Source organism: Nocardiopsis coralli, assembly GCF_014892575.1.
GTDB classification, from domain to species: Bacteria; Actinomycetota; Actinomycetes; order Streptosporangiales; family Streptosporangiaceae; genus Nocardiopsis; species Nocardiopsis coralli.
The window spans coordinates 117,037-136,087 of sequence record NZ_JADBGI010000002.1 but is presented as its reverse complement, the minus strand read 5'-3'; the positions used below and the strand labels follow the sequence as shown (position 1 = coordinate 136,087).

Annotated in this window: 6 protein-coding genes; all 6 read left to right on the top strand. The window is 73.8% G+C overall.

Annotated elements, in window-relative coordinates:
* Position 1 precedes the first annotated feature (1 nt).
* The 6 genes from IDM40_RS02535 (at position 2) to IDM40_RS02510 (ending at position 19,007) form a co-directional block, all read left to right on the top strand.
* Positions 2 to 1,705 carry a (2,3-dihydroxybenzoyl)adenylate synthase gene (locus IDM40_RS02535; RefSeq protein WP_193120244.1) on the top strand — a complete coding sequence of 568 codons (1,704 nt, stop codon included), beginning with the start codon at positions 2 to 4 and terminating at the stop codon, positions 1,703 to 1,705.
* Entirely contained in the window at positions 1,705 to 2,364 is a 660-nt protein-coding gene (locus tag IDM40_RS02530) for an isochorismatase family protein (protein ID WP_216630243.1), read from the top strand. Before IDM40_RS02535 ends, IDM40_RS02530 begins: the two co-directional genes overlap by 1 nt.
* Positions 2,365 to 2,416: 52 nt before the next feature.
* On the top strand, positions 2,417 to 3,718 hold the full coding sequence (locus IDM40_RS02525) for a lysine N(6)-hydroxylase/L-ornithine N(5)-oxygenase family protein (protein ID WP_193120242.1): 1,302 nt from the start codon (positions 2,417 to 2,419) through the stop codon (positions 3,716 to 3,718).
* A 62-nt stretch (positions 3,719 to 3,780) separates the two neighbouring features.
* Positions 3,781 to 11,637 carry a non-ribosomal peptide synthetase gene (locus IDM40_RS02520; RefSeq protein WP_193120241.1) on the top strand — a complete coding sequence of 2,619 codons (7,857 nt, stop codon included), beginning with the start codon at positions 3,781 to 3,783 and terminating at the stop codon, positions 11,635 to 11,637.
* A gap of 49 nt (positions 11,638 to 11,686) precedes the next feature.
* On the top strand, positions 11,687 to 14,938 hold the full coding sequence (locus tag IDM40_RS02515) for a non-ribosomal peptide synthetase (RefSeq protein ID WP_193120240.1): 3,252 nt from the start codon (positions 11,687 to 11,689) through the stop codon (positions 14,936 to 14,938).
* A 64-nt stretch (positions 14,939 to 15,002) separates the two neighbouring features.
* Complete coding sequence (locus IDM40_RS02510; protein WP_193120239.1) at positions 15,003 to 19,007, top strand: non-ribosomal peptide synthetase; 4,005 nt, start codon at positions 15,003 to 15,005, stop codon at positions 19,005 to 19,007.
* Positions 19,008 to 19,051 lie beyond the last annotated feature (44 nt).

Sequence of the window (19,051 nt, the reverse complement as noted above, 5' to 3'; positions counted from 1 at the left end):
CATGAGCACCACCGACCCCCGCACCCCCGCGCCCGGAACCGCCAACGGCACCCGCCGCCCCGGACCGGTCGCCGCCGGCGACTGGACCCCCTGGCCCGAGGGCCTCGCCGAGACCTACCGGCGGGCGGGGTACTGGACCGGCGAGACCTTCCCCGCCTTCCTGCGCGACCGCGCCGCCCGGTTCTCCGAGGCGACCGCCGTCGTCGACGGGGACACCCGCTGGACCTACGCCGAACTGGACCGCCGGGCCGACTCCCTGGCCGCCGGCCTGGACCGGCTCGGTGTGGCCGAGGGCGACCGCGTCGTGGTCCACCTGCCCAACACCGCGGCGCTGCTCGAGGTGGTCTTCGCCCTGTTCCGCCGCGGCGCACTGCCGGTGTACTCGCTGCCCGCCCACCGCAGGAGCGAACTGGTCCACCTGGCCTCCACCGCCGAGGCGGTCGCCCTGGTCACCACCGACACCCACGCCGGCTTCGACTGCCGCCCCATGGCCGCCGAGGTGCGCGAGGAGGTCCCGAGCCTGGAACACGTCGTCGTGGCCGGCGACCCGGGCACCCCGGAACGGGGCACCGTCGCCCTCGAGGAACTGCGCGCCGAGCCCGACCCGCTCGCCCTGGCCGACCCCGACCCGGGCGAGGTCGCCTTCTTCCAGCTCTCCGGCGGCACCACCGGGCTGCCCAAGCTCATCCCCAGGACCCACGACGACTACCTCTACTCGGTCCGGGCCAGCGCCGACATCTGCGCGCTCGGCACCGACACCGTCTACCTGGGCGCCCTGCCGATCACGCACAACTTCCCGATGAGCTCGCCCGGGTTCCTCGGGGTCCTGCACGCGGGCGGCACCGTCGTGCTCTCACCCGACCCCAGCCCGGCCACGGCCCTGGCCCTGATCGAGAAGGAACGCGCCACCCTGACCTCGGTCGTGCCACCGGTGGCCATGCTCTGGCTGGACGCCGTCGAGCGCGGATCCCAGGCCGAGCGCGACCTGTCGTCGCTGCGCGTGCTCCAGGTCGGCGGCGCCACCTTCCCCGAGGAGGCCGCCCGCCGGGTCACCCCCGTCCTGGGATGCGCGCTGCAGCAGGTCTTCGGCATGGCCGAGGGCCTGGTCAACTACACCCGCGACGGCGACCCCGACGAGGTGGTCACCGCCACCCAGGGCCGCCCGATCAGCGCCCACGACGAGGTCCTGATCGTGGACGAGCACGACGTCCCCGTTCCCGACGGCGAACCCGGACACCTGCTCACCCGCGGCCCCTACACCATCCGCGGCTACTACCGGGCCCCCGAACACAACGCCGCCGCCTTCACCGCGGACGGTTTCTACCGCACCGGCGACATCGTGTGCCGGTACCCCTCCGGCAACCTCGTCGTCGCGGGCCGGGCGAAGGACCAGATCAACCGCGGCGGCGAGAAGATCGGCGCCGAGGAGGTCGAGAACCACATCCTCGCCCACCCGGCCGTGCACGACACCTCCGTGGTCGCTCTGCCCGACCCCTACCTGGGCGAACGCACCTGCGCCTACATCATCCCGCGCGGAGCCGCGCCCACCCGGAGCGAGATCCTCGCGTTCCTGCGCGAACGCGGGCTCGCCGCCTACAAGATCCCCGACCGCGTCAGCTTCGTCGACTCCTTCCCGGCCACCGCGGTCGGCAAGATCTCCAAGCGCGACCTGCGCGGCACCACCGACCAGTCCGGAGCACAGTGATGGCCCTGCCCACCATCGACCCCTACCCGCTGCCCACCGCCGACGAGCTCCCCGACAACCGCGCCCCCTGGACCGTCGACCCGGCCCGCGCGGTCCTGCTCGTGCACGACATGCAGCGCTACTTCCTGCGCGCCTACCCCGAGGGCGCCCAGCCCGTGGCCGGGGCCACCGCCAACATCGCCGCCCTGCTCACCGCCTGCCGCGCCGCCGGGGTCCCGGTCGTCTACACCGCCAAGCCCGGGGACATGACCTCCGAACAGCGCGGCCTCGAGGTCGACTTCTGGGGCGGGGGCATGCGGGCCGTGGACGAACACACCGAGATCGTGCCCGACCTCGCCCCCGAACAGGACGACCTGCTGCTCACCAAGTGGCGCTACAGCGCGTTCGCCCAGACCGACCTGGCCGAACGCATGGCCGCCCAGGGACGCGACCAGATCGTCGTCACCGGCGTCTACGCCCACATCGGCTGCCAGCTCACCGCCGCGGACGCGTTCATGCGCGACATCCAGGCGTTCATGATCGCCGACGCCCTGGCCGACTTCGGACCCGACCAGCACCGCGCGGCCCTGCGTTACGCGGCCGGACGGTGCGGCGCCGTCTTCACCACCGAACAGGCCCTCGGCGCGCTCCGGGCGGCCCCGGTACCCGCCGGCAACTGACGTGTCCGTCCTCCGGCCCCCGAGGGCCGACCCCCACCCCGAAGGAACCACCGTGTCCAGCAACGACCAAGACCCCACCGTCCACGACCTCGTCGGGGTGGGGTTCGGCCCCTCCAACCTCGGCCTGGCCATCGCCCTGCACGAGCGCCGCGCCCAGGGAACAGCGCCGCAGCTGTCCGCCGTCTTCCTCGAGAAGCAGGACACCTTCGGCTGGCACCAGGGCATGCTCATCGAGGACGCCACCATGCAGGTGTCCTTCCTCAAGGACCTGGTCACCACCCGCAACCCCTCCAGCGACTTCAGTTTCCTGTCGTTCCTGCAGCACGTGGACCGCCTGCACGACTTCATCAACCACAAGACGCTGTTCCCGCTGCGCCAGGAGTTCCACGACTACATGTCCTGGTGCGCCGGCCGCGTGCAGGACCAGGTCCGCTACGGCCAGGAGGTCGTGGAGGTCCTGCCGGTGCACTCGGGTGAGCGCGTCACCCACCTGGACGTGGTCTCCCGCGACGCCGCGGGCGAGCGCACGGTGCTGCGCGCCCGCAACGTCGTCTTCGGCCCGGGCCTGCGCCCCCGCATGCCCGAGGGCGTGGAGCAGTCCGCGCGGATCTGGCACAACGAGTACCTGCTCACGCGCCTGAACGAGCTATCGCCCAAGGACGACCCCCGCTCCTTCGTGGTCGTGGGCGCCGGGCAGAGCGCCGCGGAGGCGGCCGACCACCTCCACCAGCGCTTCCCCCGGGCCCAGGTCCACGCCGTCCTGTCCCGGTACGGCTACAGCCCCTCGGACGACAGCCCCTTCGCCAACCGCATCTTCGACCCCGAGGCCGTGGACGCCTTCCACTCCGCGCCCGAGGACGTCAAGCGCAAGCTCATGGGCTACCACGGCAACACGAACTACTCCGTGGTCGACCCCGACCTCATCGGTGAGCTGTACCGGCGCCACTACATGGAGAAGGTCCATGGGAACCAGCGTCTGCACCTGCACAACACCTCACGGGTGGCCGGCCTGACCGAGAGCCCCGAGGGTGTGGCCGTGGTCGTGGAGGACCTGGTCACCGGTAAGCAGACACCGCTGCCCGCCCACTACGTCGTCTTCGCGACCGGCTACGACCCCGCCGACGCCCGGCCCCTCCTGGGCGGGCTCGCCGAGAGCCTGGCCACCGCACGCGACGGGCGCCCCGCCGTGGACCGCGACTACCGGGTCGTCACCGACGACACCCTCACCTGCGGCCTCTACCTGCAGGGCGGTACCGAACACACCCACGGCGTCTCCGCGTCGCTGCTGTCCAACATCGCCACCCGGGTCGCCGAGATCGTCGACTCCGTCGCGACCCGTACCGCGGACCGCTGAACCGCCCCCGCAGCAGCCGATCGACGAACGAAGAGGAACCAGCGCACACCATGGCCGATCCGGTGACCACACGAACAGCTCTGACCGGCGCGCAGACCGGGGTCTGGTACGCCCAACAGGTCCTGCACGGCACCCCCGCCTACAACGTCGGCCAGTACGTCGACCTGCCCGGTGACATCGACCCCGCGTTGTTCGAGGCCGCATTGCGCCGGGCCGTCCGGGAGACCGAGACGCTGCGGGCCCACATCGTGGCCGAGGACGGGGCGCCCGGGGCAGAGGACGGGGGCACCCCCGTCCAGGAGATCCGGCCGGACCCCTCCTGGGACCTGGAGGTGCTCGACCTGCGCTCGGCCCACGACCCCCGGAAAGCCGCCGAGGAGTGGATGCGCGAGCGCATGTCCACCCCGGTGTGGGGGACGGGCCGCCTGCTCTTCACGTTCGCGCTGCTGCGCGTGGCCGACCACCACTGGATGTGGTTCCAGCGCTACCACCACATCCTCGTCGACGCCTACGCGATCACCATGGTCAACCGGCGCGTGGCCCAGATCTACAGCCACGGGAACGGGGAGAGCACACCGCCGCCCCGCACCCGCACCCTCGCCGAGGTGGTCGCCGAGGAGCAGGACTACGCCGGCTCCGACCGCAAGGCCCGGGACCGCGAGTACTGGACCCGCACGCTGGAGGGCCGCCCGGAACCCGCCGTGCTCGGCACCGTGCCCTCGGCCTCGCCCGACGGCAGCCGCCGGGAACACGGCACCCTCGGCGGGGACGGGTTCGCCGCGCTGGGCCGCGTCGCCGGGGCCGCCGGCGCCAACTGGGCCGAGGCCCTCATCGCCGCCTTCGCCGCCTACGTCCACCGGGCCACCGGCCACCGCGACGTCGTGATCGGTGTGCCCGCCATGGGCCGGCTCGGGTCGGCCGCGCTCAGCGTGCCCACCATGGTCGTCAACATCCTCCCGCTCCGCGTGCGGGTGGACCCCGACAGCACCCCCGCCGACCTCGTGCGCCGGGTGAGCGCGCGGCTCGGCGAACTCCGCACCCACCAGAACCACCGCGCCGAGGACATCCGGCGCGACCTCGGGCTCGTCGGCCGGGAGAGCGGGCTGTACGGGCCGGTGATCAACATCAAGGCCTTCGACGACGACCTGCGCTTCGGCGACGTGCGAGCCGAAGCCCGCACCCTCTCCGAGGGCCCGATCGACGACCTGTCCCTCACCGTGCACCCGGACCGCGCCACCGGCGGGCTCCGGTTCGAGTACAACGCCAACGCCGCGGGCCACACCGCAGAGGACCTGCGTGGGCGCGCCGCCGAGTTCTCCCGCTTCCTCGACGGGTTCAACGGATCCGACCCCGCCGGCACCACACCCGTCGGCCACCTGGACACCGTCTCCGACGAGGAACGCCGGGCCCACCGGGAGATCGACCGGGCCGCCGTGCGCGACCTACCGACGGCCCCCGTGACCGAGCAGATCCGCGCCCGGGCCCGCCAGGCCCCCGAGGCCGTCGCCGTGTGCGCGGAAGGGCAGCAGCTCACCTACGCCGAGCTCGACGAACGCGCTGACCGCCTCGCCGCGCACCTGCGCGCACGCGGGGCCGGCCCGGAACGCACCGTCGCCGTCGCCCTGCCCCGCGGCGCCGACCTCGCAGCGGCCCTGGTCGCCGTGCCCCGGACCGGTGCCGCCTTCCTCCCCCTGGACCCCGACTTCCCGCCGGACCGCATCGCCTACATGCTCGAGGACGCCGGCGCCCTGGCGCTCCTGACCGACCGGGAACTCGGAGCCCGCCTGCCCCAGGGCACACCCCGGCTGCTCGTCGAGGAGTCCGCCGAACCCGCCCCGGAGCAGGAACGCCCGGCCCCCGGGCCCGTGACCGGCGACGCGCTGGCCTACATCCTGTACACCTCCGGCTCCACCGGCCGCCCCAAGGGCGTGGCCGTACCGGAACTGGGCCTGCGCAACTTCCTCGCCGACATGGGCGCACGCGTCCCCCTCGGCCCCGGCGACCGGTGGGCGGCCGTCACCACGATCGGCTTCGACATCTCCCTGCTCGAGGTGTACCTGCCGCTCCTTTCCGGCGCGACCCTCGACCTCGTCGACCGCGACACCACCCGCGACCCCCGGGCCCTGGCCGCCCACCTGGAACACGGCGGCGCCACCGTCATGCAGGCCACCCCCACGCTGTGGCGCTCCCTGGCCGACGAGGCCCCCCACGCCCTGGACGGGCTGCGCGTCCTCGTCGGCGGCGAGGCCCTGCCGCCCGACCTGGCCCAGGACCTCACCGCACGCGCCGCCGAGGTGACCAACCTCTACGGGCCCACCGAGACCACCATCTGGTCCACCGCAACGACCGTGCTCCCGGGCGAGGCCGTGCACATCGGCCGGCCCCTCGCCAACACCGGCCTGCGCGTGCTCGACCCCTCCCTGCGCCCGGTGCCGACCGGGCGCCCCGGCGACCTCTACATCTGCGGCCACGGTCTGGCCCGCGGCTACGCCGGACGCACCGGCCTGACCGCCGACCGCTTCGTCGCCGACCCCTTCGGCCCGCCCGGCAGCCGCATGTACCGCACCGGCGACCTCGTGCGCCGCCGCCCCGACGGAGCCCTGGACTACCTCGGCCGCACCGACCACCAGGTCAAGATCCGCGGGTTCCGTATCGAACTCGGCGAGATCGAGACCGCCCTCGCAGAGCTGCCCGAGGTCGGGCAGGGCGTGGTCGTCGCACGCGAGGACCGCACCGGCGGCCCCGCGCTCGTGGCCTACGCCGTCCCCGCCCCGGGACACACCCTCGACACCGGCGCCGCACGCGCCGCCCTGGCCGACCGGCTGCCCCACTACATGGTCCCGGCCGCCGTCGTGGCGCTGGACTCCTTCCCCCTCACCGAGAACCGCAAGATCGACCGCAAGGCCCTCCCCGAACCCGGCCTCGGCCCGGCGCACACCCACGGGGACGAACCCGCGGACGCCGACGAGGAGGTGCTCTGCGCCCTGATGGCGGACGTGCTCGGGCTCGAACGCGTGGGAACCCGCGACGACTTCTTCTCCCTGGGCGGGCACTCCCTGCTGGCCGCCCGCCTGGCCAACCGGGTACGCGACCGCTTCGGCCGCGACATCGCCCTGCGCGTCGTCTTCGGGGCCGCCACCGCCGCCGGCCTGGCCGAACGCCTGCGCAGCGCGGAACCGGTGGGAGGCGCCCCGGCCGCCCGTCCGCGCCCGGCCCGGCCGCCCCTGTCGCCCGCCCAGCGCAGGCTCTGGTTCCTCGAGAAGCTCAACGGCCCCAGCCCCGTCTACAACGTGCCCGTCGCCCTGCGGCTGCACGGCGACGTCGACGCGGACACGCTCGCCCTCGCCCTGCACGACACCGTGCTGCGGCACGAACCCCTGCGGACCGTGTACACCGACGACGGCGACGGGGCCTTCCAGGACGTCCTCCCGGCCGAGTCCCTGCCCGAGCTGTTGGAGGTGGCCGAGGTACGGGAGAGCGACCTCGTGGCCGCCATGAAGGAGCGCGTCCACCGGGCCTTCGACACCGCCGCCGAGGTGCCCCTGCGCGCCACCCTCTTCCGGACCGGCGACCACGAGAGCGTCCTGCTCCTGGTCGTCCACCACATCGCCACCGACGAGGGCTCCGAACAGCCGCTCCTGCGCGACCTGGACACCGCCTACCGCCACCGCGCCCGGGGCGAGCGCCCCCGGTGGCCCGAACGCGGGACCGACTACATCGACCACGCCCTCGCGCAGTGGGAACGCCTCGGTTCCCCCTCCGACCCCGACAGCGCCGCGGCGCGCCTGGCGGGGGAGTGGCGTACCGCGCTGGCCGGGGCGCCCGACCGGATGCACCTTGCCGCCGACCGGCCGCGCCCGGCACAGCCCGACGGTGCGGGCGCCGTGGCCCCCTTCCGCATCACACCGCGGACCACGGCCCGGATCAGCGAGTTGGCCAGGAAGCACGGGGCCACCGAGTTCATGGTCCTGCACGCCGCCCTCGCCCTCCAGCTGAACCTCCTCGGCGCGGGCGACGACATCACCGTCGGCACACCGGTCGCCGGCCGGGACGAGACCTCCGCACACGACCTCGTGGGCCTGTTCCTCAACCTCGTGCCGCTGCGCATGGACGTCTCCGGTGACGTGACCTTCGAGGACCTGCTGCAGCGTGCGCGCACCGCGGACACGGCCGCCTACGCCCGCGCCGGGCTGTCCTTCGACCAGATCGTCGAGGCCGCGTCCCCCGCCCGCGAACCCGGCCTGCACCCGCTGTTCCAGGTCATGCTCAGCCACCAGCGCGAACCCGGCGGCTCGCAGGACCTCTTCGGCGCGCGTGTGGAACCCCAGCGGGTCGAGACCGACGTGGCCAAGGTGGACCTGGAGTTCACCGTGGTGGAACTGCCGGGCTCGGAGGAGCTCGTCGGTGAACTGCGCTACGCCACCGCCCTGTTGGACGCCGCAACCGCCCACCTGCTCGCCGAACGCTTCGGGCACCTGCTGGAGACGCTGCTCGCCGACCCCGCGCGCCCGCTCGCCGAGATCGACCCCCGCACCGGGGAAGAGACACAGCGGCTCACGCGGGCGAACGCCACCGACACGGCCGTGACCCCCGCGTTGCTGGGCGACCTGCCCGGCGCCGCGGCCGCGTGGGACCGCCGTGTCGCGTTGGTGGACTCCGACTCGGGCGCGGTGCTGGACCACGCCGAGTTCCGCTCCCGGGTGAACCGGCTGGCGCGCGTGCTGGTCGCGCGGGGCGTGGGACCGGGCGAGGTGGTCGCGGTGGCCCTTCCGCGCTCGGCCGACCTGGTCGTCGCGCTGCACGCGGTCGTGGTCGCCGGCGGCGCCTACCTCCCCCTGGACCTGGACCACCCCGAGGACCGGCTGCGATTCGTGCTGGAGGACGCAGCGCCCCGGACCGTCGTGACCACGCCCGAGGCCTCCGGCGCGCTCCCCGGCGGGACCGACGGCCTCCTGGTCCTGGACACACCCGGGACCGCTGCACTGCTCGCCGACACCTCCGGCGCGGAACTGTCCCAGGACGAACGCCTCGCACCGGTCCACCCCGACGACCTGGCCTACGTGATCTACACGTCGGGCTCCACGGGCCGCCCCAAGGGGGTCGGGGTCTCGCACGGGGCGATCGTCAACCGGCTGGACTGGATGCAGCACCGCTTCCCGCTCAGCGGGGACGACCGTGTGCTGCAGAAGACCCCGTCGGCCTTCGACGTGTCGGTTTGGGAGTTCTTCTGGCCCTTCCGTGTCGGCGCCGCCCTCGTGGTGGCCCCGCCCGGTGCCCACCGCGACCCGGCCCGCCTCGCGCGGGTGATCCGCGAGCGGCAGGTGACCACGTGCCACTTCGTGCCCTCGATGCTGCGGGTCTTCCTGGACGAGCCCACGGCCGCCGACTGCACGGGCCTGAGCAGGGTCTTCGCCTCCGGGGAGGGCCTGCCCACGGAGACGGCCGAGCGTTTCGGCCGCACCCTGCCACGTACGGGGCTGTTCAACCTCTACGGCCCGACCGAGGCCGCGGTCGACGTGACCTGGTTCGACGCCTTCGACGACACCGGGCCCGGGACGGTACCGATCGGCCGCCCCGTGTGGAACACGCGTGTGTACGTGCTCGACGGTCTGCTCCGTCCCGTGCCCGACGGGGTGGCCGGCGACCTGTACCTGGCCGGCGCACAGCTGGCCCGGGGTTACCGGGGCCGGTTCGGCTTGACCGCTGAGCGCTTCGTCGCCGATCCCTTCTCGGCCGAGGGCGGGCGCATGTACCGGACCGGGGACCTGGCCCGGTTCCGCGACGGCGTGCTGGAGTTCGCCGGCCGATCTGACTTCCAGGTCAAGGTGCGGGGCCAACGCATCGAGCTCGGCGAGATCGAGGCCGCGCTGGCGGCCGCCCCCGGGGTCACCGGCGCGGTCGCCTCGGTCGCCGAGAACGCCTCGGGCGAACAGGTCCTGGTCGCCCACATCAGCGGCCCGGAACAGGACCCCGACGGCTCCTACCCCCGGGTCCGCGAGGCGGTCTCCGAGGCGCTGCCCGAGTACATGGTGCCCTCCGTCCTGGTGGCGGTGGAGGAGTGGCCGCTGTCCCCGAACGGCAAGCTCGACCGCTCCGCCCTGCCCGCCCCCGGCCTCGGGGACGGCGCAGGACAGGGCCGCCGGGCCGGCACCCCCGTCGAAGAGGCGGTCTGCCGCGTCTACGCCGAGGTGCTGCACCTGCCCGAGGTGGGCGCGGACGACGACTTCTTCCGTATCGGCGGCGACAGCATCTCCTCGATCCAGGTCGTCAACCGCCTCCACCGCGAGGGATGGGCCCTGGAGGTCGCCGACGTGTTCAGCGCACGCACCCCGGCCGCCCTGGCCCGGGCCGCCACACCGGTCGACCCCGGCCGGGAGGCGGCGCAGACCTTCGGCTCGGACCTCTCGCCCTGGGGCGAGCTCCCGCTGACCCCGATCGGCCACTGGCTGCTCGGGCGCGGCCAGCACATCGACACCGTCACCCAGCGCCAGGTCGTGGCCACACCAGCAGGTCTGACCCAGGACGTGCTGACCGCCGCGCTCGCCGACGTGCTCGACCGCCACGACGCCCTGCGCCTGTGCCTGAACCGGTCCGCAGACGGGCCCGTGCTGGAGATCCGGCCCCCGGGATCGGTCCCGGCCGCCGACTGCCTCAGGCGTGTGGCCGCACCCGCGGCTCCGGGCGGTGTCCCGTCCGCCGAGGTGGCCGGCGCGGCCGAGACTGCCGCCCACGAGCTGGACGCGGACGCGGGCGTGCTCCTGCGCGCGGTCTGGTTCGACGCCGGGGAGCGGGGCACCGGGCGTCTCCTGCTGATCATCCACCACCTGGCCGTGGACGGGGTCTCCTGGCGAGTACTCCTGCCCGACCTGGAGGCCGCGGTCCGGGCCCGCTCCGAGGGGCACACCCCGGAGCTCTCTGCCCCCGGAACCCCGCTGCGGGCGTGGGCGTCGGCTCTGGAGGACGCGGCCACCACACCGCGTTGGACCGGCCAGCTGCCCTACTGGCGGGGTGTCCTCGCCGGGGCGGACCACGGCGGCCGGACCGGGACCGAGGCCCTACCCGCCCCCGACCCCGGCCAGGACACCGTGGGTACGTCGCGCACCGTCACCGGCCTGCTCGACGCCGCCACGACCGAGGCCGTGCTCGACCGCGTCACCGACGCCTACAGCGCACGCCCCGACGACGTCCTGCTCAGCGCGCTCGCCCTGGCGGTCCAGGCCTGGCGCGAACGCACCGGGCACCCGGCCGGCCCGCTGCTGGTCGACGTCGAGGGCCACGGCCGCGAGGACCTGGTCGAGGGTGCCGACCTCTCGCGCACCGTCGGCTGGTTCACCAGTCTGTACCCGCTCCGACTCGACCTGGGCGGCCCCGGCACCGGCCGTGTGGACGTGCACGAGGCGTTGGCCGGAGGGCCCGCCGCCGGTCAGGCGCTCAAGCGGGTCAAGGAGATCCTGCGGGCCGTGCCCGACGGGGGTGTGGGCTTCGGCGTGCTCCGGTACCTCAACCGGGACACCGCGCACGAACTCGCCGAAGGGCCCCGCCCGGGCCTGCTCTTCAACTACCTGGGCCGCATGCCCTCCGCCTCGGGCAAGGACTGGGAGCTCACCGAGGAGACCTGGGACGTGCCCCTGGAGTTCGAACCGAAACTGCCCCTGACCCACGGCCTGGCGCTCAACGCGGTGGCCGAGGACGGCCCCGACCGCCGGCGGCTCCGCGCCCGGTGGACCTTCGCCGAACGGCTCTGGGACGAGGAACGCGTACGGGCCCTGCTCGACGGGTGGTTCGAGGCCCTGCGCGCCCTGGTCACCCACACCGGATCCGACGGCGCCGGGGGCCACACACCCTCCGACTTCGCCATGGTCGACCTCCAACAGGGTCAGGTCGACCAACTGGAGGCCCTGCTCCGACGACGCCGCTGACCCCCGCGGCCCCCGCACGACACACACGACCCGAACGGACAGGACAGACATGGCTTCGCCAGAGCGCGCCCTGGAGGACGTCCTCCCCCTCACCCCGTTGCAGGAAGGGCTGCTCTTCCACGCCGGCAGTGACCGGGACGACGTCTACACGGTGCGCACCACCATCGGCCTCACCGGGCCGCTCGACCCCGACCGGCTGCGGGCCGCCTGGGCCACCGTGCTCAGCCGGTACCCCAACCTGCGTGTCGGTTTCTGGTACGAGGACCTGGACCGCCCAGTCCAGTTCGTGGCGCGCGAGGCCACCGTCCCGGTCCGGCCGGTCGACCTGAGCGCGGCCACCCCCGAGGAGACCCGGGACGAGCTCGCGCGCATCGCAGAGGACGAGGACCGGACCCCCTTCGACCTCACCGTCGCCCCGCCGCTGCGCTGCGTCCTGGTGCGGCACAGCGCGACCGAGCACACCCTGGTGCTGACCAACCACCACATCGTGCTCGACGGATGGTCGATGCCGCTCCTGGTCCGCGAACTCATGGAGGCCTACTCCGCCGACGGGGACGGGGACGGCCTGCCGCAGGCACCCGCCTTCCGCGACCACCTCGCCTGGCTCGCCTCGCGCGACACCGACGCCGCCGAGGACGCCTGGGTCCGGGCCCTGGACGGGGCGCCGGAGAACACCGACGTGCTCGGGCGGCCTCAGGAACGCACCGCGGGTCCGGCCGGGGAGGGCGCCCGGAGCCGCCGGGCCGAGCTCACCCTGACCGAGGAGGAGGCCGCGGACCTGGCCTCGGCGCCCGCACACACCGGGGCGACCCTCAACTCGCTCGTCCAGGCCGCCTGGGCGCTCGTGGCCTCCCGGCGCACCGGCAGCGGCGACGTGGTCTTCGGCGCGGCCGTGTCGGGCCGCTCCACCGGGGTCCGGGACGCGCAGTCGATGATCGGGCTGCTCATCAACACGGTGCCGGTCCGTGCCCGGCTCGACCCCGCCGAGAGCGGTGCCGGCCTGGTGCGCCGTCTCCAGGACGAACAGGGCGCCCTCATCGCCCACCACCACCTGGGTCTGGGCCGCATCCAGCGCGCGACGGGCACCGGGTTCGACTCCCTCCTGGTGGTCGAGAACTATCCGCTCGACCCGGAGCTGGGGGAGCGGTCCTTCGCCGGCGTGAACGTGCGCGACGTCGACGTGCACGACGCCACCCACTACCCCCTCACCCTCGTCGCCCTGCCCGGCGGTGAACCGAGGTTCGTGCTCGGCCACCGCACCGACGTGTGCGGCGAGCAGGAGGCGCGGACCCTCCTGGAGGAGTTCCGGAGCGCCCTCCTCGGCCTGGTCCGCTCTCCCGAGCTCCGGCCGGCCGAACTGGCGCCCGCCTCCGAGCGGGAGACCGCCGCGCTCGAGGAGGCCGGCCGCACGTTCGTGGCCATGGCGCCCGGGCTGCTGGGCGACCCGACCGGCGCCGGGGCAGCGGTTTCAGACGGCCCGGCCCTGATCGACCCGGAAGCGGGGACCGAGCTCGACCACGCGCAGTTCCGCGCCCGGGTGAACCGGTTGGCCCGCGAACTGGTCTCGCGCGGGGTAGGGCCCGGCGAGGTGGTCGCGGTCGCCGTGCCGCGCTCGGCCGACCTGGTCGTGGCACTGCACGCGGTCGTGGTCGCCGGCGGCGCCTACCTGCCGCTGGACCTGGAGTACCCGCAGGAGCGGCTCCGGTTCGTGCTGGAGGACGCCGCGCCCCGCCTCGTCCTGACCACCGGCGAGGGTGCGCGGTCCCTCCCCGGCGGGGGCGGAGAACGCCTGTACCTGGACGCCCCGGCCACGGCCGAGCTCCTGGAACGGAGGTCCGGCGCAGAACTGTCCCAGGACGAGCGCCACCGCGTACTGCACGAGGACGACCTCGCCTACGTGATCTACACGTCGGGTTCCACGGGCCGTCCGAAGGGCGTGGGGGTCTCGCACGCGGCGATCGTCAACCGGTTGGAGTGGATGCAGCACCAGTTCCCCCTCGGTGAGGACGACCGCGTGCTGCAGAAGACCCCGTCGGCCTTCGACGTGTCGGTGTGGGAGTTCTTCTGGCCCTTCCGCGCCGGTGCGGCCCTGGTCGTGGCCCCGCCCGGTGCGCACCGCGACCCGGCCCGACTGGCGCGGGTGATGGATGAGCACGCCGTCACCAAGTGCCACTTCGTGCCCTCGATGCTGCGGGTCTTCCTGGAGGAGCCCTCCGCCGCCGACTGCGACGGCCTGCGCGCGGTGTTCGCGTCTGGGGAGGCGCTGCCCTCCGCGGCGGCCGAACGGTTCTTCGAGGCGCTGCCCGGCGCGGACCTGTTCAACCTCTACGGCCCGACCGAGGCGGCGGTCGACGTTACCTGGGCCGACGCGTTCGTGGACGCGGGCCGCGGAACGGTGCCGATCGGCCGCCCGGTGTGGAACACCCGCGCCTACGTGCTGGACCCCTTCCTGCGCCCGGTGCCGGACGGCGTGGCCGGCGACCTGTACCTGTCCGGCACCCAGCTCGCCCGCGGCTACCGGGGCCGCCCCGGCCTGACCGCCGAACGCTTCGTCGCCGACCCGTTCGCCGGCCGGGGCGCCCGCATGTACCGCACGGGGGACGTGGCCCGGCTCCGCGACGGTGTCCTGGAGTTCGTGGGCCGTTCGGACGCGCAGGTCAAGGTGCGGGGCCAGCGCATCGAGCTCGGCGAGGTCGAGGCGGCCCTGGCAGCCGTCCCGGGCGTCACCGGCGCGGTCGCCGCCCTCGCCGGGAACGCCTCCGGCGAGGACGTGCTCGTCGGCTACATCAGCGGTCCCGCCGCCCCCGACACGGCCCGCGAGCACATCGCCCGGTCCCTGCCGGGCGCCATGGTGCCCTCGGCCCTGGTGGCGGTCGGGGAGTGGCCGCTGTCCCCGAACGGCAAGCTCGACCGTTCCGCCCTGCCCGCCCCGGACTTCGGCGCCGGCGCCGGGCGCGGGGGAGGGCCCCGCACCGACCTCGAACACACGGTCTGCGCCGCCTTCGCCACGGTGCTCGGGCTGGAGGAGGCCGGCACCGACGACGACTTCTTCCGCCTCGGCGGCGACAGCATCAGCGCGCTGCGCCTGGTCACCGAGATCGCCGGGCGTGGGCTCGAGGTCAGTGTGCACGACGTCTTCACCCACCCCACCCCCGCGGGTCTGTCCCGGGCCGGCCGGCGGCCCGAGCAGGAACCCGCCGGGGCCGGCGGACCGGAGCCCGAGGCCGAACCCGAACCGCTGATCTCCCTGGGCGCCGACCAGATGGCCCTCCTGGCGGACCTGGGCCGGGACCCCGAGTAGCCCCGTCCGCACCGCCGCCGCACCCACCGCAGACCCAGCCCCACCGAACAAGGAGCCCAGGACCGTGTCCCAGCCCGCCTCAGCGACCCTCGAGGACGTCCTCCCGCTGGCCCCCCTCCAGCAGGGCCTGCTCTTCCACTCCCTCGACGACGACCAGCGCCTGGACGTCTACACCGTCCAGCACGTGTTCGAGTTCGACCGGCCCGTGGACGCCGGCGTGCTCCGGGCCAGTGCCGACGAGATGCTGCGCCGCCACCCCAACCTGCGGGCCGGCTTCGCCCACGAGGGCATGGAGCAGCCCGTCCAGTTCATCCGGCCCGCCATGCCCGCCCACTGGCGCGAGGTGGACCTGAGCGGCCACGAGCCCGCCGAACGCGACCGCGAACTCACCCGCATCCGCCGCGAGGAGCGCGAGCGCCGCTTCGACCTCACCCGGCCCCCGCTGATCCGCAACGTGCTCGTGCACTGCGGGCCCGGCCGGACGGTCCTGGTCGAGACCCACCACCACATCCTCATGGACGGCTGGTCCGGGACGCTCTACATCTTCGAGCTCCTGGAGCTCTACCGCGCGGGCGGCGACGGCAGCAAGCTCCCCCCGGCCCGCCCCTACCGCGACTACCTGGTCTGGCTGTCGCGCCAGGACATGGACCGTGCCGCCGGCGCCTGGCGCGAGGCCCTGCGCGGGCTGGACGCCCCGACCCTGGTTGCCCCGCCCGACCAGGGGCGCCGACCGGTCATGCCCCGCTCGCTCGAGGCGACGCTCGACCCGGAGACCGCCCAGGCACTGACCACCGTCGCCCGGCGCATCGGCGTCACCCCAAACACGCTCCTGTACACCGCCTGGGCCCTGACCCTGCGCGCTCAGACCGGACGCGACGACATCGTCTTCGGCAGCACCGTCTCGGGGCGTCCCCCGGAGATCCCCGACGTCTCCTCGATCATCGGCCTGTTCTTCAACACCATCCCCGTGCGCATCGACCCGCGCCCGGACGAACGCCTGCTCGACCTGTTCGCGCGCGTGCACGAGCAGCAGACCGCCCTGCTGCCGTACCACCACGTGAACCTCGCCGAGATCCAGCGCCAGGCCGGCCTGGGCACCCTCTTCGACACCCTGTACGTCCTGCGCAACACCCCCAAGGACGCCTCCCAGGTCCGTGAGCTGGAAGAAGCGGTGGGGCTGGAGAGCGTGTCGGCCGCGGACGCCACGCACTACCCCCTCACCTTCGTCGTGGAACCGGGCGAGACCACCGCGGTCTCCCTCGCCTACCGCCCCGACCTGTTCGACGACACGACCGTCCAGCGCCTCTTCGACCGCGCCCTCGCGGCGATCGGCGAGCTCACCCGCGACCCCGAACAGCGCGTGGCCGACCTCGACCTGCTGTCGGAGGAGGAGAACCGGGCGGTGCTCGTCGAGCCCAACCGCACCGAGCGGGACCTGCCGGCCGACCCGATCACCCGGATCCTGGAACGGACCGCCCAGCGCGTCCCCGACCGGACGGCCCTGGTCTTCCACGGCCGCCGCGTATCCTTCGCCGAGCTCAACGGCCGCGCCAACCGCATCGCCCGGCTGCTCGTCGAACGGGGCGTGGCACCCGACACCAGCGTCGCCCTCGGGGTCCCGCGTTCGGTCGACGCCGTGGCGGGACTGTTCGCCGTGCTCAAGGCCGGTGCCGGATACGTGCCGCTCGACCTGGACCACCCCGAGTCCAGGCTGGCCGACATGCTCGCCGAGGCCGCGCCGCCGGTCGCCCTGGTCGACGAGGGTTCGGCCCCCAAGGTCCCGTACCCCGAGGGCACGGCCGCCCTCGTGCTGGGCCAGGCCGGCACCGAGGCGGCCCTGGAAGGGCTCTCGACCGAGGACCTCACCGACGCCGAACTCCTCGGCCCGGTCACGCCCGACACCCTGGCCTACACCATCTACACCTCCGGATCCACCGGCCGGCCCAAGGGTGTGGCGGTGCCCCTGCGCGGCCTGACCAACATGCTGGTCAACCACCAGGAACGCATCTTCGACCAGGTCATCGCCGAACAGGGCGGACGGGTCCTGCGCATCGCGCACACCGTCTCCTTCTCCTTCGACATGTCCTGGGAGGAACTGCTCTGGCTCGTCCAGGGACACGAGGTGCACCTGATGGACGAGGAGATGCGCCGCGACTCCGACGCCCTGACCTCCTACTGCGCCGAGCACAGCATCGACGTCGTCAACGTCACCCCCTCCTACTGCGGCCAGCTCATCGAGGACGGCCTGCTGGAACAGGACGGCAGGCACGTTCCTGGCCTGGTCCTGCTCGGGGGAGAGGCGGTCTCCGACGCCGTCTGGCAGCGCCTCCGGGAGGCCCCGGGCGTGCTCGGCTACAACCTCTACGGGCCCACCGAGTACACGATCAACACCCTCGGGGGAGGCACGGAGGACAGCGGAGCGCCCACCGTGGGCGCGCCCATCCACAACACCCGCGTGTACGTGCTCGACCCTGGCCTGGCACCGGTCCCGCCGGGGGTGCCCGGCGAGCTCTACGTCTCCGGCGCCGGGCTCGCACGCGGATACGCCGAGCGCCCCGGTGCGACCGCCGACCGCTTCGTGGCCGACCCCTTCGGCCCGCCCGGCACCCGCATGTACCGCACCGGCGACCTGGTGCGCTGGGGCGAGGACGGACTCGTGGACTTCCTCGGCCGGACCGACGACCAGATCAAGATCCGCGGCCACCGGGTCGAACCCGGCGAGATCGTCGCGGTCCTGGAATCGCACCCCGACCTGTCCCAGGCAGCGGTCCTGGCCAGGGAGGACACCCCCGGTGTGCGCAGGCTCGTGGCCTACCTCGTGCCCAGGACCGGCGGGGCCGAGCGCCTCGACACCGAGGAGGTGCGCAGCGCCCTGGCCGCGCGCCTGCCCGACCACATGGTCCCCAGCGCCCTGGTCCCGGTGGAGCGCCTGCCGCTGACCGTCAACGGCAAGCTCGACCAGGCCGCCCTGCCCGCCCCCGAGTGGCGTGCGGGTGGCGGACGGGCCCCGGCCAACGAGGAGGAGCGCACCCTCTGCGCCCTCTTCGCCGAGGTCCTCGGCCTGGACGAGGTCGGTGTGGAGGACGACTTCTTCGCCCTGGGCGGCCACTCCCTGCTGGCCATGCGCCTGGTCGGAAAAATCCGGGGCGCCTTCGACACCCGGCTCCGGGTCGGCGAGGTCCTCACCGCGGCCACCCCCGAAAGGATCGCCGCGCGCCTCCTGGGCTCGGAGGCCAACACCGACCCGCTGGCCACCGTTCTGCCCCTGCGCGCCGGCGGGGATCTCCCGCCCCTGTTCTGCCTCCACCCCGCCGCCGGGTTCAGCTGGTCCTTCGCAGGCCTCACGCCCTATCTCGACACCGACCGGCCGGTCTACGGCGTGCAGTCGCCCGGCCTGCGCGGTCGGCACGGGGTGGCCACCGACCTCGACGGGATCGCCGAGTACTACCTGGAGCGGATCAGGTCGGTCCAGCCCCGCGGCCCCTACCACCTGGTCGGTTGGTCCTTCGGCGGTCAGGTCGCACACGCCGTCGCCACCCTCCTCCAGCAGCGGGGCGAGGAGGTCGCGCTCCTGGCGGTCATGGACACCTACCCGCTGGACGGCGAGCGGCGCTCCCGGGAACTCTCGGCCGGTCCTGAGGAGCTCGAACAGGAGGCGTTGCGCTTCCTGCTCGCCACCTCCATGCGCGATGTTCCGGACGACTTCGCCCCGCCGTACGCACGGGCCGAGGTCACCGAGTTCATCCGGGAGGGCGAGGGGATCTGGGGCGACCTGGACCCGCAGACCCTCGACGCGGTCGTGGACACCTACCGGGAGAACGCCGAGCTCATGACCCGTGCCACCTACCGCACCTTCGACGGCGACCTGGTGTTCTTCACCGCGGCCGGGACCCCGCGCGAGGACGTGGACCACCGCGCCTGGGAGCCCTACGTGACGGGCCGGGTGAGCGACCACCGCGTCAACGCCTCCCACGACGCCCTCACCGGGCCGGCCGCGCTGACCGAGGTCGGGCCGGTGCTGGCCGAGGCGCTGGAGCAGACCCCCGGGATGCGCGACGAAAAAAAGTAAGGCTAGGCTTGCCTCATCATCCCCCGTTCCCCGACAGGAGATCC

Excerpts from the sequence above, each read along its gene's own strand:
- IDM40_RS02535 (WP_193120244.1), top strand. The coding sequence starts at position 2 with ATGAGCACCACCGACCCCCGCACCCCCGCGCCCGGAACCGCCAACGGC.
- IDM40_RS02530 (WP_216630243.1), top strand. The coding sequence starts at position 1,705 with ATGGCCCTGCCCACCATCGACCCCTACCCGCTGCCCACCGCCGACGAG.
- IDM40_RS02515 (WP_193120240.1), top strand. The coding sequence starts at position 11,687 with ATGGCTTCGCCAGAGCGCGCCCTGGAGGACGTCCTCCCCCTCACCCCG.